Consider the following 23,642-nt stretch of genomic DNA (forward strand, 5'->3'; position numbering starts at 1 on the left):
TGGCATTGCCCGAGCTGACCGATGACCTCGGTGACTTCGACCGCTCGCTTCGCCGTCGACGAGCTGCTCGGCGGCCCGCGCGTCTCGGACGCCACCCCGCGATCGGCGCTCGACTGGGTGGACCTCATTCGCCGCGGCATTCCATCCCCCGCGGTCGATGCGCTGACGCGGCTCACACACCTGACTCAAACCGAGCTGGCGGCAGCCGTAGGCATACCCGTGCGGACTCTGGCACGTCGCAAGCGCGAAGGACGACTCACCAGCGGGGAGTCCTCCAGACTGATGCGTCTGCCCCGCGTGATTGCGCGTGGGGAAGAGGTCTTCGAAGACCTGGACGCTGTCCTCGATTGGCTCAAGCTCGAGCGTCCAGGACGACCGAACCCTCCGGGTCTTGACCGCGACGCGCGATGATCAGGCCACTCAACGAGCCACGAGCCCATGCACCCGACCCTGGACACCAGTGCACCCGGTCATCATTCGCGCCTTCTGATCGTTCTCATCGCGACCATGACCGCTTGGCGGCTGGCCGTGGCCGGGATCCTGCCGGCGACACAGGACGAGGTCTATTACTTCAACTGGGCTCGCAGCCTCGGGTGGGGCTATTTCGATCACCCTCCGGGCGTGGCGTTGCTGGGGATCGGCACCTTGCTCGCGCCCGGCTCCGCGCTCGCCGGCCGCCTCGGGACGGTGGTCGCGAGCCTGCTGACCCTGGTGATCCTCGCCCGCTTCTATCGCAACTGCGGACTCACCGACCCACCCGACCTGGCCCTGGCCTTGATCCTGGTCTTCGCGACGATTCCCGGCTTCGCCAGCGGCATCATCACCACGCCCGACACCCTGCTCGCGCTGGCCTGGGCACTGGCCCTGCACGAGGGCGAGCGCGCGCTCGCCGGAGACCGCCGGCGCTGGCTTTCGGCCGGTCTCGCGACGGGCCTTGGTCTCCTGGGGAAATACACCATGGTCCTGATCGGACCGGTTCTTCTCTGGGCCATCCTGCGCAGCGACCCGCGGGCCCTGCGCACGGCTTGGCCCTACCTGGGTGGCCTCCTAGCACTGCTGGTCTTCGCCCCCAACATCCTCTGGAACCAGCAGCATGACTGGCTGACCATGCGCTTCCAGCTCGGCCATGGCCTCTCGACGCAGGTCGGCGTCCTACCCGTCGGCGCCGCTGGCGAGATCGCACACATCGGCCCGCAAACGCCGGGCGAGCGCATCGCCAGCGTCCTGGGCTATCTCGGCACGCAGCTAGGCTTCTGGGGGCTGATCGCGATCCCCTTGCTGGTCGCCCCCTGGACCGGGCGGAGGCGCGGCGGTGGATTCACAAACGACACAACCGAGATCCTCGCCCGTCACGCCAGGCCACTGGTGTGGGCCGCCGCCATTTTCCCCCTCGCCTTCTTCGCCCTGGTTGCAACGGGCAGCGAGGTGGAGCCGAACTGGCCGGCCGTGTATCTCCTGTCCGCGGCGCCCTTAACGGCCCTGCTCCTCCGCAGCCTGCGACCCTGGGCGATCGCGGCCGCACTGGGCAACCTGCTGCTTATCAGCCTGTATGCGGTCCATGCGGCAACCGCCGCACTCCCCCTCGGAGACCGTCTGAATCGAGTTCTGCGCGAGACCCACGGGTTCGAGCAGCTGGCCCGAGTCGTCGGCGACCTCCGAGGGCCGGTCCATGCCGATCGCTACCAGACGACCGCGATGCTGCGGTTCTATGCCCCTCGGCTTCAAACCACCACTCAGTGGCCCGGCCTGACACGACCATCCGAATACCTCCGAGGACAGATCGCGCCACGCATCGACCCCGACTCGACTCACACGCCCTTCTGGCTGGTGTCAGGCTATGGAGCACCGCCGGCCATCCCAGGGTTTCGCAGCGACATCCACCGCAAACTCTTCGATTGTGCAGGCCAGGCACTGACCGAAACGGCGGAAGCGCCCTGCGCTCACCCGCTGCACACCTGGCATCTGTATCATTACGTGCCGGATGGCTGAATCCCTTCGCCATCTTTCGGGCCTAAGGCGCTACGATGACCGCACCCCGGTTCGCGGCACCTTCCGGATCCTTCAGCACATCCGTCTCCCAGAAACGTACGACCCGCCATCCTAGATTCGCCAGCAAGGCGTCGTCGCGGCGGTCTCTGTCTCGGTTGTAGGCGATCTTCGCGAGCCAATAAGGGCCATTGTTACCCGCCCCCAGCCGTTCCTTACGTTGCTCCCAGTCACGCCCATGCCACCTGCAGCCGGATATCCGGACTCCCCTCCTCCTCGAGTCGAACCCATTCGGCAACGCCGGGCAGCCTGGCCAACTGCCGTTCCAGGTGAACCTCCGCCACCGATCCGCGCCGACGAAGACCCCGCGTTCCGGATTAATGCCGAATAACAGGGTGGTGTAAAGCTGAAAGGGATCCTGCCAAAGCTCATGGAGCTGGCCATCTTTCGAGCCGTACTTGAGTTGAAAGCGATGCTCGTCGCAGGGACGATTTCGCGTGGCTCTCGCGTTGGCCAGAAAGGCATAGGCAAGGATGCCCATGCGCTCGCCGTCGGGTGCTTCGAAGGTCAGTCGGAAGGGCGCCTCGTTGGGCGGTGACACCCTCAGCAAGGTGCAGCCGCAGCGCTCGAGCGCATCCTGGAGGTAAGTCAGGAGTGGGCCACGATCTCGGGCGCTGACACGAAACCGCCGGAAGTCCGAGAGTCTCCGCGAGCGCCGAGGGCACCGCATTGCCAACCTGACGCTGCACGCTGCTCAATGAGCCCAGCACCTGGTAGTCGTCAGGCATGGTCTGCAGGCGACAGAGCTCGCGCGCCGAGAGACGGCGTTTCTTCCAGTGAAAGGGCCCAGTGGCCGGGCCGGGCTGAGCGGTCAGCGTCCAGGAGGGCTGATCCTTGGCAAGCTTGAGCAGGAAGTTCCAATATCGCCGCCGCCAACCGAAGAGGGACGGCCCATCCCCACGGTCGGTGAAATAGAGATAATTCGACCCTTCGGGCACCGAAGGCAGAAGGTCAGCCCACTTGCCGCGCAGCTTGAGCTCCGGCGAATCGTCATCGTCCAAATCCCACAAGGCGTCCCAGGCAGTGTGAAAAGACTGGGTCGGTCCATCCAGCTCCAGCTCAACTTGCTCGGGCCCCGGGGCTAGTCGGTGCGTCCGCGCGATACCACCGAAAGGCGTCCCATCCCTCGCACCGATCAGGAAGGCCCGCTCACGGGCCTGGGGAACGCCGAGCTCCGCGGCGTTCAGCACCAACAAAGACGCTCTATACTCCGTTCCGCTGACCCGGTTGATGGACTCCAGGGTCGCCTGAATCAGACGCAGGCCCTCATCTTTTCCCTTGAAGGCCAACCCCGCTACGTTCTCCATCAGGAAGGCGCGCGGCCGGGTGTCGCGCAGAACCCGCAGAAAGGCGGCCACCGTATCCGCTCGCGGGTCATCAAGACGGCGCGCATCTCCGGACGCCCAGTAACCAGCCTTCGAGAAAGGCTGACAGGGAGGCCCCCCGATCAGGATATCGACCTCGCCTGGACCCAGGTCGGCGATCTGCAACAGGTCTGCGCTGGCGACCTCGTGAATGGATCGGTCTATCACGGGCCAAGACCGGTTGGCCCGGAGGGTTCTGACACAGTCTTGGTCGATCTCGACCGCTGCACGGCACTCGAATCCGGCCGCCTCAAACCCGAGGTCTAGCCCGCCGGCGCCGGTGTAGAGGCTGATCAGGGAGAAGGGCTTCTCTGACGACATCTAGCTGGCTTCGCCCGGCAAGTGGAAAGATCGGATGGCGGCGTTAAGACTAGGTAGGGCAACTCGATGCTAACTGCGCCCGCCCCACCCTTCAACGCCGTCAACCCGCCAAAGAACTGATGTCGGACCAGGCTGATGCACTCTAACTGAGCGTCCAGCAGCTTGACTCGATCATAACGCTGTCACCTGATTCATCAGTGTTTCTCTTCGCGTGCATGGCCGCCGCCCTTGCCGGCAGCGACGCGGTCCATGACCGCGAACAGCACACCGGACACGACGAAGGCCATGTGGATGCCGACCTTCCAGGCCAGCTGCTCGTTGGTCAGCTTCTCCACATACATGAAGGCCTTGAGCAGCTCGATGCCGGAGATCGCGACGATGGAGCCGATGAGCTTCATCTTCAGCTCGGCGAAACCGACATGACCCATCCAGTTGGGGCGATCCTCGTGGCTGCCCGTTTCGATCCGGGAGACAAAGTTCTCGTAGCCGGCCAGGACGATGATCAGCACCAGGTTCGCGATCATGACGACGTCGATCAAAGAAAGCAGACCGATGATCACGTCACCGCCTTCGGCGGTAAATACCAGCGGGATGAAGTGGAGTAATTCCTTAACGAACTTGACGAGCAACAGCAGGATCGACAACACCAGCCCGAGGTAAAAGGGCGCGAGCAGCCAGCGACTGCTGAAGATCAGCCATTCGAGGAGGTACTCGATCCGTTTCATGTCCGGGCTCCGATTCGCCGTGAGGCCGTTGATTCTGAAGAGGCGCTGTAAATTTCGGCATTTCCCGCGGCACAGGCGGCTGCCACCCTGTTCACTCGCCGAGGCAACTCAAACTGAGAGAAGGGCGCGCCTGCATTGTGCCGTTCGGTGCTGATCTCCGGGCCACGATGGCCAATCAATCGGCCTCTGCCCACATCCCGCGATGGCGAGCCGCGCGCAAGGTGGAGACATGGAAGGCACGACGGAGGTGATCGCAAGGACGATCGCCGCGCCCGTCACCCGAATCGACTGGTCGCGACTGATCGGTTTCCGCCGCCTCGCGGACGAAGCACCCGATGCGGGTACGAGGCGATCGGCAACGCACCTCGCATGGGAGCCCGACGTCGGTCGCGTGCGAGAACGCCCGCCGATGCGATGCTACCCGCGCCGGGCCCGCGCTTCAACGCCGTCTGCCCGCCGTCTCAAGCTTCGACGACCTAGGAATTTCCGTCGCCGCGCGAGTCAGTCAAGACGGTCTGTCGTCCTCCAGCTCAATCCGAATGACAGGAGTGGCGGCGAGCGTGCGATGCACCGGGCAGCGGGCGGCGATTTCGAGCAGTCGCGCGCGTTGCTCGGGGGTGAGTGCGCCATGGATGTCGAGGCGCATGAGGATACGATCGACCTTGCCGTCCGCCTGATCGCAGTCCCGGCAATCCTGCGCGTGGATGCGCTCGTGACTGAGGCGCACCTCGATGTCGTCGACCGGTAGACCCTTGTGCCTGGCGTACATCCGTAGGGTCATGGAGGTGCAGGCGCCGAGGGCCATCATCAGAAGATCGTAGGGCGTTGGGCCCAGGTCCGAGCCGCCAACCGACCTGGGCTCGTCGGCCAGCCACTGGTGCCGATGGGTGTAGAGTCCACGCAGAAAACGGGTATCGAGCTCGGTGACCAGGACCTCACCTTCGGACACGCGGGGCGCGGTGCCGATGCTCTGCTCGAACGCATGCCGACCCAGGCCCAGGTAGCGGCTCGCCCAGGCGACCAGCGTCTCGGCAACATACTCGGCGTCCTCGCGATTGCTGAGAAGGTGATCGGCCTTGTCCAGGGAGATAAAGCTCTTGGGGTGACGGGCCGCCTGATAGATCTTAGCCGCCTCTTCGATCGACACGATGGTGTCGAGCGGCGAGTGAAAGACCAAAAGGGCACGATTGAGGTGACGGATATGATCGGCTGAGGCATGCTGGTCGAGATCCTCGAGGAGCTGCTTGCGGATACGAAAGCGCCGCAGCCCGATCTGCACCTCGGCCTCGCCGATCGCCTCCAGCTGTCCGCGCGCCCCGCTGAAGAGATGCTGCACGTGTGAGGCGGTCGCCGGGGCGGCAATCGTCACCACCGCCTCAACCGACGGGAGCTGAGGCACCGCCGCGAGGACCGCGGCCCCGCCCAGACTGTGACCGATCAGGAGCGCCGGCGCCTCGTAGTCCTGCTCGAGCTTCCACGCCGCGGCCAGGAGATCGGCAACGTTCGAGGAGAAGTTGGTGTTGGCGAAATCCCCGTCGCTGTTGCCGAGTCCGGTGAAATCGAAACGCAGCACGGCGATGCCGCGGGCGGCCAGGGCCCGACTGATCCGGGTCGCCGCGGCGATATCCTTGCTGCAGGTGAAACAGTGCGCGAACAGTGCATAACGGGCGGTCGGCACCGGATCGGGCGGGGTCTCGAGCAGCCCGGCCAGGGTCTGTCCTTCGGCATTCGGAAACTCGAGCTTGATACGCGCCATGGCGATTCCTCGTCTTGAGACCGGGCAATCTTGACCGGTACCGGAACGGCTTGCACCGGCGACGCGTCGCGAGCCTGACCGGATGGGCAACGGCGACGCGACCGAGCCGGCGACCAGGCCGCTCCCAGGCTGCCCCACCCGCGGGAGTATGCTAGCCTACCAGCGCGTCTGAATTGAGGCCGCTTCAATCAGCGGCCGGACGACGCCGGCCGAATGATGGCGGCGGTCTTCAGGAGATGGGAAACGCACTGAGCCAGCGTTTTCCCTGAGCTCACCACCAGAGTGGGGGTACACCAATGGGATGGGTACTGCTTGGAATGATCATGCTGGTGGCGGTCCTCGTGATCGTCATTTACAACCGTCTGATCGCGAGTCGGAATCGCTACAAGAACGCCTTTGCGCAGATCGACGTCCAGCTCACCCGCCGCTATGACCTGATCCCGAACCTGGTCAAGGTGGCGGAACGCTACATGACCCATGAGCGCGAGACCCTCGAGGCCGTCATCCAGGCGCGCAACCAGGCGGTGGGGGATCTGAAACAGGTCGCGGCCGATCCCGGCGACGTGGCGGCCATCGAGCGGCTGGCTCAAGCGGAGATGGGAGTGGCGGGGGCTTTGGGTAAGCTCTTCGCGCTCGCCGAGGCCTATCCGGACCTCAAGGCCAATCAAAACATGATGCAGCTCTCCGAGGAGCTGGTCAGCACCGAGAACCGCGTCGCCTTCGCCCGCCAGGCGTTCAATGACACGGTGATGTCGTACAACAACCTGCGCGAGGTCTTCCCGAACAACCTGATCGCCCAGCGCTTCGGATTCGAGCCGGCCCGGTTGCTGGACATCGAGGCACCGGAGAAACGCGAGGCCGTCCGGGTCTCCTTCTAACCCGCCGCCGGCGATGAACTTCTTCGAGCACCAGGACCGTGCCCGGCGCCGCACGCGTCTCCTGGTGCTCCTATTCGTATTGGCCGTGATCAGCATCATTCTGGTCGTCGACCTGGTCGCCTTGGTCTACCTGCGACTTCGCTCCGATCCGACGGCACCCCTGCTCACGCAGGCATCGCTGGGCGCGCACCTGCCGGTGCTGGTCTGGGTCTCTGCGCTCACCGCCGGTTTCATCGGGCTCGCCAGTCTTTTCCGCATCCTCACCCTGCGCGGCGGTGGCGGGGCAGTGGCACGGGGTCTCGGCGGCGTGCTCGTCGGAGCGAATACGACGGACCCCCAGCTGCAGCGCTTGCGCAACGTGGTGGAAGAGATGGCGATCGCCGCGGGTGTCCCGGTACCCGAGATCTACGTGCTGGAGCAGGAGGAAGGCATCAATGCCTTCGCCGCCGGCTACTCGCCCGCCGACGCCGCGGTCGCCGTCACCGGCGGGGCTTTACGGACCCTGAGTCGCTCGGAGCTGCAGGGGGTGGCCGCCCATGAGTTTTCACATATCCTCAACGGCGACATGCGGCTCAATATCCGCCTGATCGGCATCCTGTTCGGGATCCTGGTCCTCGCCCTGATCGGTCGGCTGATGCTCTCGGTCCGCCACGCGAGGACCAGCAGGAGCGCGGGCGCGCTGGTCGCGATCGCCCTGGCCCTCATCGCGACGGGCTACATTGGGCTCTTTTTCGGACGCCTGATCCGCGCCTCGGTATCCCGCCAGCGCGAGCTCCTGGCGGACGCCTCTGCGGTTCAATTCACCCGGGAGCCTGCCGGGATTGCCGGTGCCTTGAAGAAGATCGCGGCAAGCAAGAGCGGCTCGGTGCTTGCCAGTGACACCGAGGAGATCGGGCACATGCTCTTCGCCGCGGGTCTCTCACGTCAGCTGTTGGCCACGCACCCGCCGCTCCTCGAGCGGATCCGCGCGATCGAGCCCGACTTCGACCCGGCGGAGCTCGAGGCGATCCGCGCACGGCTCGTGCCCCTTCCGCGGGTCGCGGCCGCCGTGATCGCGTCACCATCAGGGCCCAGACGCCGATCCGGCGGCATCATGTCCGAAGCCGATCAGGTGATCACGCGGATCGGCCGCCCGGACACCGATCAGATTCGGGCCGCCGCAGAGCTCGCCCAGGCAATCCCCCAGCCGCTCGCGCGCGCTGCACGCTCCACTGAGTGGGTCGTGGAAGCGATCTGCTACCTCTTGATGGACCCGGATGCCGAGATCCGCGAGCGCCAGCTCCTGATGGTGGCCGAAGCACTCGGGATCGAGGGCGAACGACAGGTGAGCACGCTCCTGGCCGCTGTGCCGAGCCTGGCGCCGGAGCTGCGCATCCCGCTCTTGGAGATTGGCTTCCCGACCCTGCGTCGTCGACCCCAGGCCGAGCTGAACCGCCTCATGGACCTGATCGATCGGCTCATCCGTGCCGACGGTCGGGTCGATGTCTTCGAGTACGCCCTCGCGCGGCTGCTCTCCCAGCAGATCCGGGACGCCATCGCCCCCACCCAGGCACGCGGTGCCGGGACCGGCCGGCTGACCGACGGCGAGCGCGAGGCCCGAGATCTCCTGATGATCCTCGCGCGCCAGGCGAATCCGGAGCGACGGGCCGCCCAGGCGGCCTTCGCCGCCGGCCTGGCGGTCCTCGGGATCGGCGTCGGCGAGTTGGAGCCCCTCGCATCAGCGGACTGGTCCGATCGGCTCGACCGGGCGCTCGCGCGACTGGACGACTTGCGCATCGAGGACAAACAACGCCTGCTCCGCGCACTCATCGCGACCGTGAGATACGCCGGGGTGAGCCAGACCGAGGTCGAGCTGCTGCGGGCGGTCGTCGCGGCGCTCCATGTGCCGATGCCACTGTTCACCTGATGTCCAGCCCAAGGATCCGTCGTGTCTCGGGCAGTGCCGCCCTCGCCACTGCCAGCACGCCGGCAGAGCTGCTCTCCATGCTGTATGCGCAGCGGGGCCTGGCCGACGGAGAGGAGGCAGCACCTGGCCTGGGATCCCTGCACCCGGCGGGCGCGCTCCGGGGGATCGAGGAGGCGGTGGACCTGCTTGCAGGGCAGATCCGCAGCGGCGGTCATCTGCTGGTGGTCTCCGACTACGACGCCGACGGCGCCACCGGCGGGGCCCTCGCGGTCCGGGGTCTGCGAAGCCTGGGCGCGGCGCGCGTGTCCTATCTGATCCCCAGCCGGTTCGCGTTCGGCTATGGTCTCAGTCCTGGCGTGGTCGAGGCGGCCGCGGCATCCCGGCCGGACCTCGTGATGACCGTGGACAACGGCATCTCCAGTGTCAGCGGGGTCGCGCGGGCGCGTGAGCTGGGCATCCCGGTGCTGGTCACGGATCACCATCTGCCCGGCGAGCGCCTCCCCGCCGCGGCGGCGATCGTCAACCCCAATCAACCGGACTGCCCATTCCCGAGCAAGCACCTGGCCGGCGTCGGCGTGGTCTTCTATCTGCTTGTGGCCGTGCGTACCCGTCTGCGTGAACGGGGCTGGTTCAGTGCGCGGCGCCCGGAGCCGAACCTCGCGGACCTCCTGGACCTGGTCGCCTTGGGCACGGTCGCGGACGTGGTCACCCTGGACCGCAACAATCGGATCCTGGTCGAGCAGGGCCTTAGGCGCATCCGCGCCGGGCGTTGCGGCGCCGGGGTGCGCGCCCTCCTGACGGTCGCCGGACGGGATCCGAGCCGGGTCACGGCAGCCGACCTGGCCTTCTTCGCGGCACCGAGGCTCAATGCGGCCGGGCGGATCCAGGACATGTCGGTGGGTGTCGAATGTCTTCTGACCGAGGACCCGCTGGCCGCATCGGAGCTTGCCCGGGCGCTCGACGATCTCAACCGACGACGTCGCGAGATCGAAGGCCAGATGAGGGGCCAGGCAGAAACGCTCGTCGCGGGACTCTCTCTGGACGGCTCGTCACTTCCGCCCGGACTCTGTCTGTTCGGTGAGGATTGGCACCAAGGGGTCTCCGGGATCGTCGCGGCCAGGATCCGCGAGCGGTATCATCGCCCCGTCATCGCCTTTGCGCACGGTGGTGAAGGGCTGCTGCGGGGCTCGGCGAGGTCGATCGAGGGTCTCCATATCCGTGACCTGATCGCACTCGTCGACCGGCGTTGCCCCGGATTGGTGGAGCGTTTCGGCGGTCATGCAATGGCCGCAGGTTTGAGCATCCGGACCGAGGCACTGAACCGCTTCGAGGACGCCTTCGCCGAGGCGGTGCTGGAGCAGCTCGGCGATCAGCCCCCGCAGCCCGAGATTTGTTCCGAGGGGGCGCTCCCGGCCCGGCTCATGACCCTTGAGACCGCCGAGGCCCTTCGAGTGGCCGGCCCCTGGGGCAAGGGCTTCCCCGAGCCTCGCTTCGACGGGACCTTCGAGGTCCTGGGAGCCCGCCTGGTAGGCGACGGGCATCTCAAGCTGCGTGTCAGCGACCAAGCGGCCGGCGCCGGGCCGATCGATGCCATCGGCTTCAACATGGGCGAGCACCTCTCGGAGGCCGGAGGCAAGCTCCGGCTCGCCTACCGGCTGGACGTGAACGACTACCGGGGTAAGCGCTCGCCACAGTTGCTGATCGAGCACCTAGAGCAGACCAGGGGTACGGCACACCTGTGAACCGCAAAGGCGCGATGTTCGGGTTGACGATGAACGACAGGATCGACGAAGTCGAACAACGGGGACCGAGCAAGAGCCAGCTCAAACGTGACAAGCTGGCGCTGCAGGCATTGGCCGAACGCTTGGCCGGGATGCCTCGGGCAGAGCTCGAGCGCCTGAACCTCAGCGAGGCGACGTGGGTTGCGCTCGACGAGACCCCCCGGATCAAGGACGTCCGGGCGCGCGGGCGCCACTGGAAGCGGATTGCCAACCTGCTTGAGCGCGAGGACATGGCCGCTGTCCATGCGTTGCTGGACCGGGCCGAGGCACGTGAACGGGAGGCGACCGTCCGCCTTCACATCCTCGAGCGCTGGCGCGAGCGGCTGATCCGGGATGACGAGGGCGCCTTGGGCGAGCTGATCCAACAGTGCCCGAACGTCGACCGCCAGCAGTTAAGGACCCTGATCCGGGCGGCGCAGCGTGACCAGGCGCGCGGCCGTTCAGAGGCCCCGCGCAAGCTGTTCCGCTTCCTGCGCGACCTGCTCGAGGTGCAGGACCCCTAGGCTGGGCAAGACCCAGCTCAACCGCCGTTCGGCTGCCCCTTCGATGACCGACCAACGCCGGGAACGGCATGCAACCAAGGCCGTGGATCTCACCCGATGACCTCCTGCATCACACCTGCGACCACCCCGCCGGCGGACAACGGATCCGAGCGACGGGACATGCCCGCGACGCGCAAGGATGCAGTGCGCCCCGCGCTCTCCATCGTCATCCCCATGTATCAGGAGATCGAGAATGTCGAGCCCATGATCTCACGTGTCCACCAGGGCCTCGCGGGCTACCAGGGGACCTGGGAGCTGATCTGTATCGACGATGGGAGCCGCGACGGGACGGGTCTGCGTCTGCGTGAGGCAGCCGAGCGCTACGGCCCCCATGTGCGGGTCGTGCGGCTGCGCCGAAACTTCGGCCAGACGGCGGCGATGCAAGCGGGTTTCGAGGCCGCTCGCGGCGAGCTCGTCGCCACCCTGGACGGCGACCTCCAGAACGACCCCGCCGACATCCCCCGCATGGTCGATGAGCTTCTGGAGCGCGACCTGGACCTGCTGCAGGGCTGGCGCCGCCAACGCCAGGACGCCCTGGTGATGCGCAGGCTGCCCTCGCGGATCGCCAATGGCCTGATCGGAAGGGTCACCGGGGTCGCGTTGCATGACTACGGGTGCAGCCTCAAGGTCTATCGCGCCGAGGTGATCAAGGAGGTGACCCTGCTCGGTGAGATGCACCGATTCATCCCGGTGTGGGTGGCCGGCGTGACCTCTCCCGAGCGCATCGGCGAGACCGAGGTCACCCACCAGGCGCGCCGATTCGGTGCATCCAAGTATGGCATCTCGCGGACCTTCCGGGTCCTGCTCGACCTCTTGTCGGCCTTTTTCTTCCTGCGGTTCGGGTCACGACCCGGCCATTTCTTCGGCTCGATCGGGATCTTTTTCGGTGCCATCGGGGCCGTCCTGATGGCCGACATGCTCTGGGTCAAGTTCGGGCTCGGCCAGAACATCGGAACACGCCCCATGCTGTTCGTGTCGATCCTGTTCCTGGTCGCCTCGATCCAGTTCCTGACCACCGGCGTCCTTGCAGAGCTGTTGACACGGACCTTCTACGCCTCCGGCACGCGCACCCATCACCGGATCTGCTGGCAGTCCGATCCCGCGACGGCTGAGTGGAAACGGCCGGCATGAGGGCGGCCGTCGAGAACCCCGAGCGCAGCGGAGTTGCATTGCTCACCCGTCTCATGACCTCGCCCTGGCTGCTCGCCGTGGTCGTGCTCCTGAGCTTCTTCTGGCAGTTGGGCGCGGTCCCGCTCTACGACCTCGATGAAGGTGCCTTCACCGAGGCCACCCGCGAGATGCTCGCGAGCGGCAACTACATCACGCCCCACAAGGACGGCGAGCCTCGATACGACAAGCCGGTGCTCATTTACTGGCTGCAGGCGGCCTCGGCCAAGGCGCTCGGATTCAACGAGGTCGCACTGCGTCTGCCCTCGGCCCTGGCCGCCACGCTCTGGGTCGCTGCCGTCTGGGGCTTTGCCCGACGACACCTGGATCGCGAGGTCGCGGTGGTCGCAGGTCTGGTGTTGGCGCTGAGCCTCCAGGTCTCATTGATCGCCAAGGCGGCCGTCGCCGACGCGGTTCTGAACCTCTTCATCGCCCTGACCTTCTTCGAGATCTATCGTTACTTCCTGGACCTGAATCCCGAGCGCAACCGACGCTGCGTGCTGCGGGCCTTTCTCTGGATGGGCCTCGGGTTCCTGACCAAAGGGCCGGTGGCGGTGTTCTTCCCGGTCGTGGTCAGCCTTCTGTTCTTCTGGTCCGAGCGCTCGCTGCGACGCTGGGCCCAGGCGGCCTTCGCACCGGTGGGCTGGCTGGTGTTCCTCCTGGTCGCCATGCCCTGGTTTGTCGCGGTCTATCTCGACGACGGGATCGGCTTCTTCCGAAGCTTCTTCCTGGAGCACAACGCGGGGCGCTTCGGCGATGCCATGCACGGGCACGCGGGTTTCCCGGGCTATTACCTGGTCATGCTTCCGATCATCCTGCTGCCCTTCACCGGCTGGTTCCTGCGCCTCCTACCCGGCCTGCGCGCAGCCTGGTCGGATCCGCTCGAGCGTTTCCTCTGGCTCTGGTTCGGCACCGTCTTTGTCTTCTTTTCCTTCTCCGGAACCAAGCTGCCGCACTACCTGCTCTACGGCGTCACGCCGCTCTTCATCCTGATGGCGAAGCATCGCGATCGCTTGAGGGAACCTTGGCTCGCATTCATCCCGCCACTGCTCTTCCTGGCTCTGTTGGCGGCGCTGCCTTGGGTCGTCGGTCTGGCCGAATCCCAAGCGGACAAGGCGCACGAGGTGGCTATGTTCGAAGAGGCGGGCGGGCTCCTGGGACCGGCCTACCTCGGCGCAATGCTCGCCGGCCTGGCCGCCCTGATCGGCCTGCTGCTCTGGTCGCGGCGACCGCTTTGGCAACGCCTGATTCTCGCCGGCGTGATTCAGACCCTGGTCGTCTATGGCATCCTGGTGCCGCGCGTCTTCGCGGTCATGCAGGCACCGGTCAAAGAGGCGGGGCTGCTGGCGCGACAACTCGGTCTCCCCACCTCGGTCTATCGCACCTCCATGCCAAGCTTCAGCGTCTATCGAGATGCCATCACGCCAAACCGCCCGCCCTTGCCGGGCGAATTGGTCTTCTTGCGGGTCGACAAGCTCGAGGCCTTGGCCAGGGACTACCCCGAACTGCCGCAGGAGCTGGTCTATCAGCGCGGCCCGGTCGCCTTGGTGCACTTGGGCGAGCCGAGTCCAGCGGAGACAGACGGCGAATGAGCGGTGGTCTGATCGGGTTCTGGCGCCAGGACCTTGGCGACCGTCTGGAGGCGGGTGCGTCAAGGACGGAGCTGTATTCGCCGAGCGGGGCGCTCTGGTTGACGCGCTGGGCGTGGGTCTGCCTGATCGTCGCCCTGACGCTCTGTCTGGCGGGCGGCTACCACGCCGGCTTCATCCAGGTCAACAGCGCGGCCGCAGCATACCCGGATTGGGTCTGGGAATGGCTGACCGTCTTGGGCGACGAGCGCGTCAGCTTCGCGCTGGCGCTGCTTTTCGCATTGCGCTACCCGCGGGTCTTTTGGGCATTGATCCTCTCGGCGGTGGTCGCGATCGCCTACAGCCGTGGACTGAAAACGCTGCTCGATGCCACCCGCCCGCCGGGTGTGCTCGCCGCCGAAGCCTTCAATCTGATCGGCCCCGGGCACCGGCGCGCCAGCTTTCCATCCGGGCACAGCGTGACCGCTGCGGTGTTCTTCGGTGTGCTCATCTACCACACGCCTCGCAGCGGACTCAGGGCACTCTTTCTGCTGCTGGCAGTCTTGGTGGGGTTGAGTCGGGTCGCAGTCGGGGTCCATTGGCCGGTGGATGTGGCCGCCGGTCTGCTCGGCGGGGCGATCGCGGCCTGGATCGGTGCGCGGCTGGCGGCCCACTGGGCAGGTCCGGCGACCGAGCTCTCGGTTCATCTCGCCTTCGTGACCCTGGGTTCCATCCTGGCGATCGCCCTGGTCTACAACGACGGCGGCTACCACTCGGCGGCCCGTCCGCTGGCCATCCTGGGCGCGGCCGCCTTGGTCGTGGTCTTGACCCAGTACCTCCTTCTGCCGACGCGGCGCTATTGGCGCAGCCGCCCGACCCCCGAACCCCGCGATTAGAGGGTCGGGCCGGCCTGGCCGGCCGACAGGCGGACGATCAGAACTCCCCGGTGGCTCCGGCGGTGATGATGTCGAGCATCTGCCCGTTGATGCCGAGCGCGAGGGCCTGCAGCTCGGGGGGCAGATTATAGGCGCTGATCAACATGTCGAGGTTGAGCATCTGCAGCCAGATCCGGCCGTCGTTGTCCTCGACCAGCGCGATGCTGCAGGGCATATAGGCGGCAAAGATGGTATTGAAGCGCGCCATCTTGACCGCGTCCTCCGGATTGCAGAACTGAAAGATCTCCAGACGCATCGAGTCGATGCCGCGACTGCTAACCTCCTTTCCGACATTCAGGTGTGCGACCAGACGCATGTTGAGCTCGACCGCCTTCGACAACATGGCCTCGCCCGCGGCGTCGGCCGTGACGCCCGGCGCCAGGCCCACTTTGAGCACGGTGTGCTCGACGTCGGACACGCGAATCTCGGGGGCCGCTTCATCGGCCGCCCACAAAGGCGTGGTGACGGCGAGCACGAGGGCAACGACAGGTAACAGTTCTTTCATTCTTATATCCTCAAATAGCTCGATGGGCTAAGACGCGCGCCGCAGGGGTCAGTCCTGGTCGTCGAGCGTGGTCACGAATCCGACGATATCGAGGATCTCCTGGTCACTATAGTCCACGAACGTCTCATCTTCCGGGTCGTTCGCGTGCATCCGTTTGCCCTCCTTGAACCGTCCGATCTGACGCAGGAGATAGCCGTCGTACTGCCCCGCGAGCTGGGGGCTCTCCTTGCGTTTGATGCCTTCAGCGGAGCGCCCGTGACAGGTCTTGCAGTCGCTGCGGTAGAGGTCCTCGCCATTCTCGACATCCGCCCCGTCGGGGGTCGGGACATCGAGCGGATGGACCTCGTTGAGATCGATGCTGGCGATATAGGCGGCGAGACTCGCTACGTCGTGGTCAGAGAGGGTGCGCAGGCCGCCGACCACCACCATCGCCGCGTGCTCGCGCTCGCCGTCGCGATAATCGTTCAGCGACTTGAGCAGATAGTAGTCGGGGAAGCCTGCCAGACGAGGATACTTGCCACCGAGGATGCCCTGCGAGTACAGGCCGTGGCAGAGGGCGCACTGGCGATGCAGTCGTTCGCCGAGATCCGGATCCGGCTCCGTTTCGGAGGCACTGGCAGTGGCCGACGGGGAAACAGCCAGGGGGGCCGCGAGGGCGAGAGACAAGGCCAGCGCACGCACAATCGAAGATCTCATGCTCCAAACTCCGGATAGGATTATCGTTTTGCCGAGCAGCTACGATAGGAGATCCGCATAACAGGTGCAACCTGTTCACGACCTTGCGTTTCGCACACGACAACCCTTCGAGCGTTCGCGTCGCTGCGCAGCGGCATCCGGACCGGATGGCCGTGCGACCTTTCCGGAGCCAGCGCGGATGGCCCATCTTATTCGGGCGGGCCGCGTGCGGGTCGGACAGACCGGTCCTGCGCCGTGCGCGCGGCTCGGATGGAGCACGCGCCGACCGGCCGGCTCAGGGATCGCTCCAGTGCAGACCTCTGGTGAGAGGCGCACGCTCGATCGCTTCAGCCGGGCGTTGACCGAGCAGACTGCCGGCGATCTCCTCCCCCGCGCGGCGACCGGAATGGAGTGCCCATTGAATCGAGGGGGCGGATCGATACTCGCCGCAGGTCCAGAGCCAGCTCGACTGGCGCAGGGTCACCGCGCCCGGATAGCTGACTGGCGGCGACTGGGCCGGCAGGGCGCGCGCCAGCCGATAGACCGCAAGCCGCTTCCAGGAGAGGACCTGATTACCGAACCAGCCGATCAGCTCGCGGCGCAGCCCGGTCTCCAGTGTATTGGGATCGTCATCCGCTCCATGGACGTTCACGGTCACCAGGCTCTCCCCACGCGGGGCATAGTGGGCCGAGAGGTTGCTGGGGCACAGGAGACTGTTGATCCGCCCTCGCCCCTCACCATTGACCAGCAGATCAGGGCCCTCGATCGGCGGCGCGCTCGCGGCGAAATGGAAACAAGTGGTTCCGCGACCGGCTTGGGACCCGCCGCCGGCCACACCGAGCAGTCGGGCCGTCTCGCTGCCCTCGGTTGCCACCACGATGGTGCTGGCGCTTAGCCGTTCACCCGAATCCAGCACGATCTCCTGATCGAGGATCCGCTCGACGTGACAACCGAGCCGAATCCCCTCCCGTGGCAGCCGTTGCGCCAATTGCGCCGGGATCTCACCCATGCCGCGGGCCGGCAGCGACGTATCGCCGAGCGCGAAGGCGCGGAACACAAACTCGAACGCGCGCGAGGACACGCCCAGCTCGGGCTCGAAAAAAACGCCGCTGAAAAAGGGCTTGAAGAACCGCTCGATCATTCCCGCCGAGAACCCGAGCTCGCGAAGCAGGGTCGATGCCTCGCGCTCCGGGCGGGAATAGAGCGCTTTGAGATCACCGCGCAGACAGCGTCTGCGCAGACCCAGGAGCCTGACCTTGTCGGCCAGGCTGCCGACCGGCGAGAGCAGCATCTCGGGTAGCCGTGTCGGGCGGCGCCAGACGTCGCTGACTCGATATATCCGACCCTGGGTGTGGACCAAGGCGCCTGGATAGAAGGGGCGAAGATCCAGTCGCTCATAGTCGAGAAACCGGCGGGCCTCCGGATACCAGGTCTGCAAGACCTGAAACCCGCGATCCAGTAGAAAGCCGTCCCGTCGGTCGGTGCGGACGCGCCCGCCGACCGCATCGGATGCCTCGACCAGCAGCGGCTCCAGCCCCTGCTCACGGAGCGTGATGGCACAGGCGAGCCCGGACAGGCCAGCACCGATGATGATCACGTCTGCACTCAACGGCTCACCTCCGAACCTGGTGGTTGGTGAAGGCGCCGTTGCGGCGCGGACTCGGACTGACCCGGCACAGTGGCCGTTCGGAGGCGAAGCTCAAGCTCATCGGTGTTGACAAGGCCCTTGCGCTAAGGCGCTGATCGATCGGCTATCCTGGCCGACCATCACCACGGAAAGCGAAAATGCGGTTCGAGGTTGCCCTCATTTTCAGTCGCTTACGCGGCGGAAAACAGCGGGGCTTTCTGCCCCGCACAGGGTCGGATGACGAGCACGGCTGTGAGCATCACCTCAAGCCAGCGCCGCACGGAGTCCGTCCGCCTGGCGTCGTATCGCGCGCTGGCGGCCGGCGCCCAGTCGCGCGAGCGCTCGCCACTGCAGCGCCGTTCGCGGGTGGGCGGCGAAGCGTCCCTCATGCCGAGCCAAGAAGTCCCAGTACAGCGTCGTGAAAGGACAGGCGTTCTCACCCAGGGCCTCTCCCGGGTCGAAGCGGCACTGCCCGCAATAGTTGCTCATTCGGTTGATGTATTGACCACTGGCAACATAGGGTTTCGAGGCGAGGACCCCGCCATCGGCGAATTGGCTCATCCCGATCACATTGGGCGCCTCGACCCATTCCACCGCGTCGACGAACATCGCCAGATACCAGGCATGGATCGCGCGCGGCTCGACCCCGAGCAGGAGGGCAAAGAGTCCGGTCACCATTAGCCGCTGGATGTGATGCGCGTATCCGTGCTCGAGGACTTGCCCGACCACCGTCGCCAAACAAGCGCATTCGGTCCGTCCGTCCCAGTAGAAGGCTGGAAGCGGCTGGTGCGCCTCGAGCGCGTTCGAGCCCGGATAACCGGGCCCCGCGCGCCAGTAGATCCCGCGCACGTACTCGCGCCAGCCGAGGATCTGGCGAACGAAGCCTTCGACCGACGCTAGTGGGGCCCGGTCCGCCTCGAACGCCTCGACCGCCGCGCCGACCGCGGCGCGCGGGTCGAGCAGCTTCAGATTCAGGCCCGCGGAGAGGCGTGCGTGATAGAGATAGGGCTCGCCGGTCCACATCGCGTCCTGCCATGGCCCGAAAGCCGGAAGACGGTTGCGGACGAAATCATCGAGGGCTTGGTTGGCCTGGAGCTGGGTAAGTGGCCAATCGAACCCGTCCAGGGATCCGGGTGCATCCGGAAATCGGCGCTGAATCAAACCGATCAGCGCGCGTGTGGTTTCATCGGGGGGAAAGCCGAGCGGCCGAGGTACCCGACCGGGTCCCTTCCGACCGAACGCCTTGCGGTTCTCCTGATCCAGATTCCATTTCCCGCCGACCGGTCGCAGCGCGTCCCCGGTGCCTTCCGTCAGGATGCCCTCCCGCCTGCGCAGATGGCGATAGAAATGCTCCTGGCGCAGCGCCTTGCGGCCCTCGGCCCACTGGTCGAAATCCGCCCTGGAGCAGATGAAGTGCGCGTCGCGACGGACCTCGAGGGGCACACCGGTCTCCGCCGCGACTGCCTCCAACACGAGGAGGACGCGGTGCTCCCCCGGCTCGGTCAGGATCAGGAGGCCTGGGCGCAGCGCGTCGATCGCCTTGCGCAACCCTGCCGCGAGGGAAGGGTCGCCCTCCACGTCCAACGCGCGATAGTGCACGCGGACGCCCGACGCGGCCAGACGATCCCGAAAGCGGCGCATCGCCGACAGGAAGAGGAGGATCCGCGCCCTGTGCGAGGGCACGTGCGTCGACTCCTCGACGGCCTCGCACATCCAGACCTGGTCGCGGACCGGATCCAGGTCACGCAGCGCGGCGGCACGCGGGTCCAATTGGTCCCCGAGCACCAGCACCAGATGTCGGCAAGGCGGATTCTGCATCTCAGTCACGAATGAAACGCGCTTCCCGCAGGTTCAGGACGAATAGGCGACCTGTCGTCGAAAGAGCGCACGGACCTGCTCGATGCCGTCGGCCTGCTCGGGCGGCTTGTCCGGACGGTAGCGCTTCACGCGCGCAAACCGCAACGCCAGTCCGCCCGGGTAGTGCGAGCTCTCCTGGAGCTCGTTGAAGGCGATCTCGACGACCAACTCGGGCCGAACCTGGACGACCTGACCTTCCTGGGCGAGGGCCAGCTGGGTGAGACGGGCGGTCTGCCAGTCGAGCATGGCATCAGTTAACCCCTTGAAGGTCTTGCCCAGCATCACGAATCCGCCGGCCGGATCACGCGCACCCAGGTGGAGGTTGCTCAACCGGCCACGGCGCCGCCCGCTGCCCCACTCTGCCGCCAGCACCACCAGATCGAGGGTCTGCGTCGGCTTGATCTTGAGCCAGGCACGACCCCGTGCGCCGGCCTCGTAAGGCGCGTCGGGGTCCTTGGCCATGAGTCCTTCATGACCCATGGCCAGTGCCCGCGCGAAGAACGCCCGTGCCTGATCCACGTCGGCGGTACGAACCCGCGGCACGAGGGCATGCCCGGGCAGGACCTCGGAGAGGATCCTGAAGCGCTCCCGCGCCGGCACGTCGATCAGCACCGCGCCGTCGCATTGAATGCAATCGAACATGAAGCCATGCAGCGGCAACTCGGCGCACAGGCTCGCGACGTCGATGCGCCTGCCGAAGCGGCGCATGCTGGTCTGAAACGGATGCGGTCGCCCGTCGGGACGCAGGGCCAGGACCTCGCCATCCAGCACCAGGTCGGCGACGGGGATCGAACGGATCAACTGTGGGATCTCCGGCACCGCCGCAGTCACCTCGTATCCCTGGCGGCTGTAGACGCGGACCTCTTCGCCGAGCTTATGGACCTGCACACGCACCCCATCGAGCTTGAGCTCGAGGAAGGGCTGTTCCAGGCGGGCGAGAGCGTCCTCCAGATCCCGCGCGGGCTGGGCCAGCATCGGAAGGACGGGGCGGAAGAGCTCCAGCCGGATCGCGCGCAGACCGTCGGCACCGGCCGTGAATGCGGTGCGTGCAACATGCGCCGGATCGCCGCAAAGCATCAGGGCGCGCCGCACGAGTGCCGGGGGCAGACCGGCGGACTGCGCGACGGCCTCCATCACCAGGCCCCGGAGCGCACCCTGTCGGAGCTCACCCAGCAGCAGCCGGGCGAGGAACGATCGCTCCGCGAAAGAGGCGCGCTCGAACACCGATTCGAGCAAAGAACGCCGCCGCACCTGGGACCCGGCCCCCGAAATCCCGGACAGCTCCTCCAGGGTGCGATCGACCTCTCCGAGTGTCAGCCGGGGGGTCGCTGCCGGCTTCGCACTGCGGAGGGCGTCGATCTGCGCCGGTCCGATGCCGATCCGGCCCTGCGGGATCTCACCAGCGAGGTAGCTGGCGGCCAATGCCGACTGGCCGGGTTCGAGCCGTCGCAGCAGCGCGACGATCAACGAAACCTTGGCGTTTCGGGACGATTGCCCCGCGACGTCGCCCGACAGTCGGACCAGCGTCTCGAGGGTCGTGGCAGCCTCGTTCATTCAAACCGCCGGCCTTTCGCTCAGTGATACTGCTCGGTCGTGTATTGACCCGGGGCGTGACGCCGGTGCCTGGCCAGGCCGCGCTCCTCCAGGATCGTCTTGACCTCTTTGATCATCGCCGAGTTCCCGCAGAGCATCACGTGGCTGCTGTGCGGAGCGATGACCGCACCCACGTGCGACTCCAGGGCGCCGCTCGTGAGGAGCGCTGTGATCCGCCCGGCCATCGCACCGGGCACAGGCTCGCGGCTGACCGCCGGGACGAAGCCGAATCGGCCGCCCCGGCGCTCGGCGATCGCGGCCAGCGTCTCCCCGTAGGTCAGGTCGGTCGCGTGCCGCACCCCGTGGACCAGGACGACGCGCTCGAAGCGTTCCCACGGATCCGATGTCCGCAGAATCGAGAGGTAGACCCCGAGCGCCGTCCCGGTGGCGAGCAGCCATAAGGTCTCGGCGGACTCGACCGTCTCGAGCGTGAAGATCCCGCCCGGCTTCTCGGACAACCAGACCTGCTCGCCCGGGCCCAGATCCGAAAGACGCGGGGTGAGCGGCCCTTCCGGCACTTCGTTGAAAAAGATCTCGAGCGGGCGCTCCTGCGGCGGATTGACCAGCGAATAGGGGCGACCGACGCGATCGCCCTCGATATCCAGCGCAACCTTGATATATTGGCCCGCCTTGAAGTCAGCGACCGGCCCTTCGAACTGCATGCTGTAGAGACCATCCGCCCAGGCATGCCTGCCAGTGATCTCCGCCTTGACCCAGTCGCTCATCGTCGATCCTGCTCCTCATTCAGCGTCGTTCTCTGCCCTGACCCGCCGTCTCGATCCGTCGCGCAGCGCTCGGCACGCGTTTTCCAAACCGGAACGGACCGAGCGCTTCCAGCTCGCCGTGCCGCAGCCGGACCCCTATCGGTCAGGTTGGTGCCGCCTGCGGGTTTTCAAATCCTTGCCCCCACCCGTGTCGGGATTGCATTCGGCGTTTTTTCCATCACCTCGGAGCAGGACGAAACATATTCGCCCCACCCGGAGATGCTGAAGATGAGGAACACCCTGCTCGCACTCGGAATCGCCGCCATGACCAGTTCGGCCGGTGCCGCCACCGAGTCCTGCCCATCCCTGCTCGATGTCGAGGTGCGCCGGCTCGCCGGTGACGAAGTGGTCAACCTCTGCGAAGCCTACCAAGGCAAGGTCCTGCTGGTCGTCAACACCGCCAGCAAGTGCGGCTTCACCTCGCAGTACGACGGGCTCGAGGCTCTGTACCGCAAATATAAGGACCGAGGCCTCGTCGTGCTGGGCTTCCCGTCCAACGACTTTGCCAACCAGGAGCCGGGCAGCGAGGAGGAGATCGAGAAATTCTGCCGCCTCACCTATTCCGTTGAGTTCCCCATGTTCGAGAAGGTCAGCGTCAAGAAAGGCGTCGCCGCGCCCTTGTTTCAGCGTCTGGCCGACGCGGGCGCGCCCTATCCGAAATGGAACTTCTACAAGTATCTGATCGACCGCAATGGAAACCTGGTCGACCACTACGTCAGCTTCACGAAGCCGGAGGATCGCAAGGTCGTCAAGGCGATCGAAAAGCTGCTCTGACCGATCCCCCGATCCCCTCCGCTACCGCGTGCGGGATGTTGAGGCCGCAATATCGCTCGGTCCCGACGATGATTCCGATTCGCCATGGCGATTGGAACCCCGCTCGCTGTGCGTCTACAGTTAGGCAAGGGCTAAAGCATCGGGTGCATCGGCGACACCTGGGGGGCCGCGATCTGAAGCCGTCTCGAGGACTGAAGGGGAAGGAGCAGAGAAACCGCGTTCCGCTGTTCCACGCTGATTGACGGCGAGGATCACCGATCCATCAGCGTCTCCGTCGCGGGGAAACGATCACAACTGGCACAGGGGAGGTTGAATGATGGCGACGCAAGGTATTCGCGAGGGCAGCCTCGAGGCGCCCACCCGCCACCCGCTCGATTGGCAGGGCCCCGATTTCTACGACGAAGGCTCCCTTCTCAAAGAGCTGGAACGGGTCTTCGACATCTGCCACGGTTGCCGTCGCTGCGTGAGTCTGTGTCAGTCCTTCCCGACGCTCTTCGACCTGGTTGACGAGTCGGAGACGATGGAGGTCGACGGTGTCGCCAAGGACGACTATTGGAACGTGGTCGACCACTGCTACCTCTGCGACCTCTGCTACATGACGAAATGTCCCTATGTGCCCCCCCATGAGTGGAATCTGGACTTCCCGCACCTGATGCTCCGCGCCAAGGCGGTGAAGTATCGGCAGGGTAAGGTGAAATTCCGTGATCGAATCCTGACCAGCACCGATTCGGTGGGATCGCTGGCCGGGATCCCCGTGGTGAACAGCCTGGTCAACGCCGTCAACGCCAGCGCGGCCGGACGGTCACTGCTGGAAGCGGCTCTCGGCGTACACAAGGAGGCGCGCGTACCTCCCTATCA

The 23,642-nt window shown here is 66.0% G+C and carries 19 protein-coding genes and 2 pseudogenes; 11 read left to right on the top strand and 10 right to left on the bottom strand.

What is annotated here, in order from left to right; all coding sequences use genetic code 11:
• The first annotated feature begins 21 nt into the window (after window positions 1–21).
• Complete coding sequence (locus tag LJE61_RS06620) at window positions 22–411, top strand: Xre family toxin-antitoxin system antitoxin (RefSeq protein WP_296913363.1); 390 nt, start codon at window positions 22–24, stop codon at window positions 409–411.
• 27 nt (window positions 412–438) lie between these two features.
• Window positions 439–1,989, top strand: coding sequence for a glycosyltransferase family 39 protein (locus tag LJE61_RS06625; RefSeq protein WP_296913361.1), 1,551 nt, complete (start codon window positions 439–441; stop codon window positions 1,987–1,989).
• A gap of 22 nt (window positions 1,990–2,011) precedes the next feature.
• Here LJE61_RS06625 and LJE61_RS06630 read toward each other — a convergent pair whose 3' ends face one another.
• From LJE61_RS06630 to LJE61_RS06640, 4 genes and pseudogenes are all read right to left on the bottom strand, one after another.
• The gene (locus tag LJE61_RS06630) at window positions 2,012–2,587 is read right to left on the bottom strand and encodes a DUF559 domain-containing protein (protein WP_296917806.1); all 576 of its coding nucleotides are present in this window, start codon (window positions 2,585–2,587) and stop codon (window positions 2,012–2,014) included.
• A gap of 109 nt (window positions 2,588–2,696) precedes the next feature.
• Window positions 2,697–3,731, bottom strand: a pseudogene (locus LJE61_RS15320) (DNA cytosine methyltransferase); the annotation flags it as partial.
• 194 nt (window positions 3,732–3,925) lie between these two features.
• The gene (locus LJE61_RS06635; protein ID WP_296913355.1) at window positions 3,926–4,456 is read right to left on the bottom strand and encodes a TIGR00645 family protein; all 531 of its coding nucleotides are present in this window, start codon (window positions 4,454–4,456) and stop codon (window positions 3,926–3,928) included.
• Window positions 4,457–4,961: 505 nt separating this feature from the next.
• A complete protein-coding gene (locus LJE61_RS06640; RefSeq protein WP_296913353.1) occupies window positions 4,962–6,212 on the bottom strand; it encodes a bifunctional alpha/beta hydrolase/OsmC family protein in 1,251 nt (416 codons plus the stop codon).
• A 296-nt stretch (window positions 6,213–6,508) separates the two neighbouring features.
• Here LJE61_RS06640 and LJE61_RS06645 point away from each other — a divergent pair, with 296 nt between their 5' ends.
• The 7 genes from LJE61_RS06645 to LJE61_RS06675 all read left to right on the top strand — a co-directional run bounded on the left by LJE61_RS06645 (window position 6,509) and on the right by LJE61_RS06675 (window position 14,950).
• A complete protein-coding gene (locus tag LJE61_RS06645) occupies window positions 6,509–7,090 on the top strand; it encodes a LemA family protein (RefSeq protein ID WP_296913350.1) in 582 nt (193 codons plus the stop codon).
• Window positions 7,091–7,103: 13 nt separating this feature from the next.
• A complete protein-coding gene (locus LJE61_RS06650) occupies window positions 7,104–8,996 on the top strand; it encodes a M48 family metallopeptidase (protein ID WP_296917808.1) in 1,893 nt (630 codons plus the stop codon).
• The gene (gene recJ, locus LJE61_RS06655) at window positions 8,996–10,738 is read left to right on the top strand and encodes a single-stranded-DNA-specific exonuclease RecJ (RefSeq protein ID WP_296917810.1); all 1,743 of its coding nucleotides are present in this window, start codon (window positions 8,996–8,998) and stop codon (window positions 10,736–10,738) included. Before LJE61_RS06650 ends, recJ begins: the two co-directional genes overlap by 1 nt.
• Window positions 10,739–10,767: 29 nt before the next feature.
• A complete protein-coding gene (gene yjgA, locus LJE61_RS06660) occupies window positions 10,768–11,280 on the top strand; it encodes a ribosome biogenesis factor YjgA (protein ID WP_296917812.1) in 513 nt (170 codons plus the stop codon).
• Between the two features lie 159 nt (window positions 11,281–11,439).
• Window positions 11,440–12,450: a glycosyltransferase family 2 protein gene (locus tag LJE61_RS06665; RefSeq protein WP_296915180.1), complete on the top strand. Its 1,011-nt coding sequence runs from the start codon at window positions 11,440–11,442 to the stop codon at window positions 12,448–12,450.
• On the top strand, window positions 12,447–14,078 hold the full coding sequence (locus LJE61_RS06670) for an ArnT family glycosyltransferase (RefSeq protein WP_296915150.1): 1,632 nt from the start codon (window positions 12,447–12,449) through the stop codon (window positions 14,076–14,078). Before LJE61_RS06665 ends, LJE61_RS06670 begins: the two co-directional genes overlap by 4 nt.
• A complete protein-coding gene (locus LJE61_RS06675; RefSeq protein ID WP_296915153.1) occupies window positions 14,075–14,950 on the top strand; it encodes a phosphatase PAP2 family protein in 876 nt (291 codons plus the stop codon). Before LJE61_RS06670 ends, LJE61_RS06675 begins: the two co-directional genes overlap by 4 nt.
• A gap of 37 nt (window positions 14,951–14,987) precedes the next feature.
• Here the strand turns inward: LJE61_RS06675 and LJE61_RS06680 are convergent, their stop codons facing one another.
• From LJE61_RS06680 to LJE61_RS06705, 6 genes are all read right to left on the bottom strand, one after another.
• Window positions 14,988–15,494 carry a DUF302 domain-containing protein gene (locus LJE61_RS06680; protein ID WP_296915157.1) on the bottom strand — a complete coding sequence of 169 codons (507 nt, stop codon included), beginning with the start codon at window positions 15,492–15,494 and terminating at the stop codon, window positions 14,988–14,990.
• A 48-nt stretch (window positions 15,495–15,542) separates the two neighbouring features.
• The gene (locus tag LJE61_RS06685; protein WP_296915160.1) at window positions 15,543–16,190 is read right to left on the bottom strand and encodes a c-type cytochrome; all 648 of its coding nucleotides are present in this window, start codon (window positions 16,188–16,190) and stop codon (window positions 15,543–15,545) included.
• Between the two features lie 274 nt (window positions 16,191–16,464).
• Window positions 16,465–17,778: a protoporphyrinogen/coproporphyrinogen oxidase gene (locus tag LJE61_RS06690; protein ID WP_296917814.1), complete on the bottom strand. Its 1,314-nt coding sequence runs from the start codon at window positions 17,776–17,778 to the stop codon at window positions 16,465–16,467.
• Window positions 17,779–18,060: 282 nt separating this feature from the next.
• The gene (locus LJE61_RS06695) at window positions 18,061–19,614 is read right to left on the bottom strand and encodes a cryptochrome/photolyase family protein (RefSeq protein WP_296915165.1); all 1,554 of its coding nucleotides are present in this window, start codon (window positions 19,612–19,614) and stop codon (window positions 18,061–18,063) included.
• A 33-nt stretch (window positions 19,615–19,647) separates the two neighbouring features.
• The gene (locus LJE61_RS06700) at window positions 19,648–21,207 is read right to left on the bottom strand and encodes an ATP-dependent DNA ligase (RefSeq protein WP_296915167.1); all 1,560 of its coding nucleotides are present in this window, start codon (window positions 21,205–21,207) and stop codon (window positions 19,648–19,650) included.
• 20 nt (window positions 21,208–21,227) lie between these two features.
• Window positions 21,228–21,971, bottom strand: a complete 744-nt coding sequence (locus LJE61_RS06705) for a ferredoxin--NADP reductase (protein WP_296915171.1) — start codon at window positions 21,969–21,971, stop codon at window positions 21,228–21,230.
• Window positions 21,972–22,238: 267 nt separating this feature from the next.
• Here LJE61_RS06705 and LJE61_RS06710 point away from each other — a divergent pair, with 267 nt between their 5' ends.
• Window positions 22,239–22,784, top strand: coding sequence for a glutathione peroxidase (locus LJE61_RS06710; protein WP_296915174.1), 546 nt, complete (start codon window positions 22,239–22,241; stop codon window positions 22,782–22,784).
• A gap of 313 nt (window positions 22,785–23,097) precedes the next feature.
• A pseudogene (locus tag LJE61_RS06715) lies at window positions 23,098–23,642 on the top strand (Fe-S oxidoreductase); the annotation flags it as partial.

The sequence above is a fragment of the Thiocapsa sp. genome (assembly GCF_022340925.1).
GTDB lineage: Bacteria > Pseudomonadota > Gammaproteobacteria > Chromatiales > Chromatiaceae > Thiocapsa.

Excerpts from the sequence above, each read along its gene's own strand:
- LJE61_RS06620 (WP_296913363.1), top strand. The coding sequence starts at position 22 with ATGACCTCGGTGACTTCGACCGCTCGCTTCGCCGTCGACGAGCTGCTC.
- LJE61_RS06625 (WP_296913361.1), top strand. The coding sequence starts at position 439 with ATGCACCCGACCCTGGACACCAGTGCACCCGGTCATCATTCGCGCCTT.
- LJE61_RS06635 (WP_296913355.1), bottom strand. The coding sequence starts at position 4,456 with ATGAAACGGATCGAGTACCTCCTCGAATGGCTGATCTTCAGCAGTCGC.
- LJE61_RS06640 (WP_296913353.1), bottom strand. The coding sequence starts at position 6,212 with ATGGCGCGTATCAAGCTCGAGTTTCCGAATGCCGAAGGACAGACCCTG.
- LJE61_RS06645 (WP_296913350.1), top strand. The coding sequence starts at position 6,509 with ATGGGATGGGTACTGCTTGGAATGATCATGCTGGTGGCGGTCCTCGTG.
- LJE61_RS06650 (WP_296917808.1), top strand. The coding sequence starts at position 7,104 with ATGAACTTCTTCGAGCACCAGGACCGTGCCCGGCGCCGCACGCGTCTC.
- recJ (WP_296917810.1), top strand. The coding sequence starts at position 8,996 with ATGTCCAGCCCAAGGATCCGTCGTGTCTCGGGCAGTGCCGCCCTCGCC.
- yjgA (WP_296917812.1), top strand. The coding sequence starts at position 10,768 with ATGAACGACAGGATCGACGAAGTCGAACAACGGGGACCGAGCAAGAGC.
- LJE61_RS06665 (WP_296915180.1), top strand. The coding sequence starts at position 11,440 with ATGCCCGCGACGCGCAAGGATGCAGTGCGCCCCGCGCTCTCCATCGTC.
- LJE61_RS06670 (WP_296915150.1), top strand. The coding sequence starts at position 12,447 with ATGAGGGCGGCCGTCGAGAACCCCGAGCGCAGCGGAGTTGCATTGCTC.
- LJE61_RS06675 (WP_296915153.1), top strand. The coding sequence starts at position 14,075 with ATGAGCGGTGGTCTGATCGGGTTCTGGCGCCAGGACCTTGGCGACCGT.
- LJE61_RS06680 (WP_296915157.1), bottom strand. The coding sequence starts at position 15,494 with ATGAAAGAACTGTTACCTGTCGTTGCCCTCGTGCTCGCCGTCACCACG.
- LJE61_RS06685 (WP_296915160.1), bottom strand. The coding sequence starts at position 16,190 with ATGAGATCTTCGATTGTGCGTGCGCTGGCCTTGTCTCTCGCCCTCGCG.
- LJE61_RS06695 (WP_296915165.1), bottom strand. The coding sequence starts at position 19,614 with ATGCAGAATCCGCCTTGCCGACATCTGGTGCTGGTGCTCGGGGACCAA.
- LJE61_RS06700 (WP_296915167.1), bottom strand. The coding sequence starts at position 21,207 with ATGAACGAGGCTGCCACGACCCTCGAGACGCTGGTCCGACTGTCGGGC.
- LJE61_RS06705 (WP_296915171.1), bottom strand. The coding sequence starts at position 21,971 with ATGAGCGACTGGGTCAAGGCGGAGATCACTGGCAGGCATGCCTGGGCG.
- LJE61_RS06710 (WP_296915174.1), top strand. The coding sequence starts at position 22,239 with ATGAGGAACACCCTGCTCGCACTCGGAATCGCCGCCATGACCAGTTCG.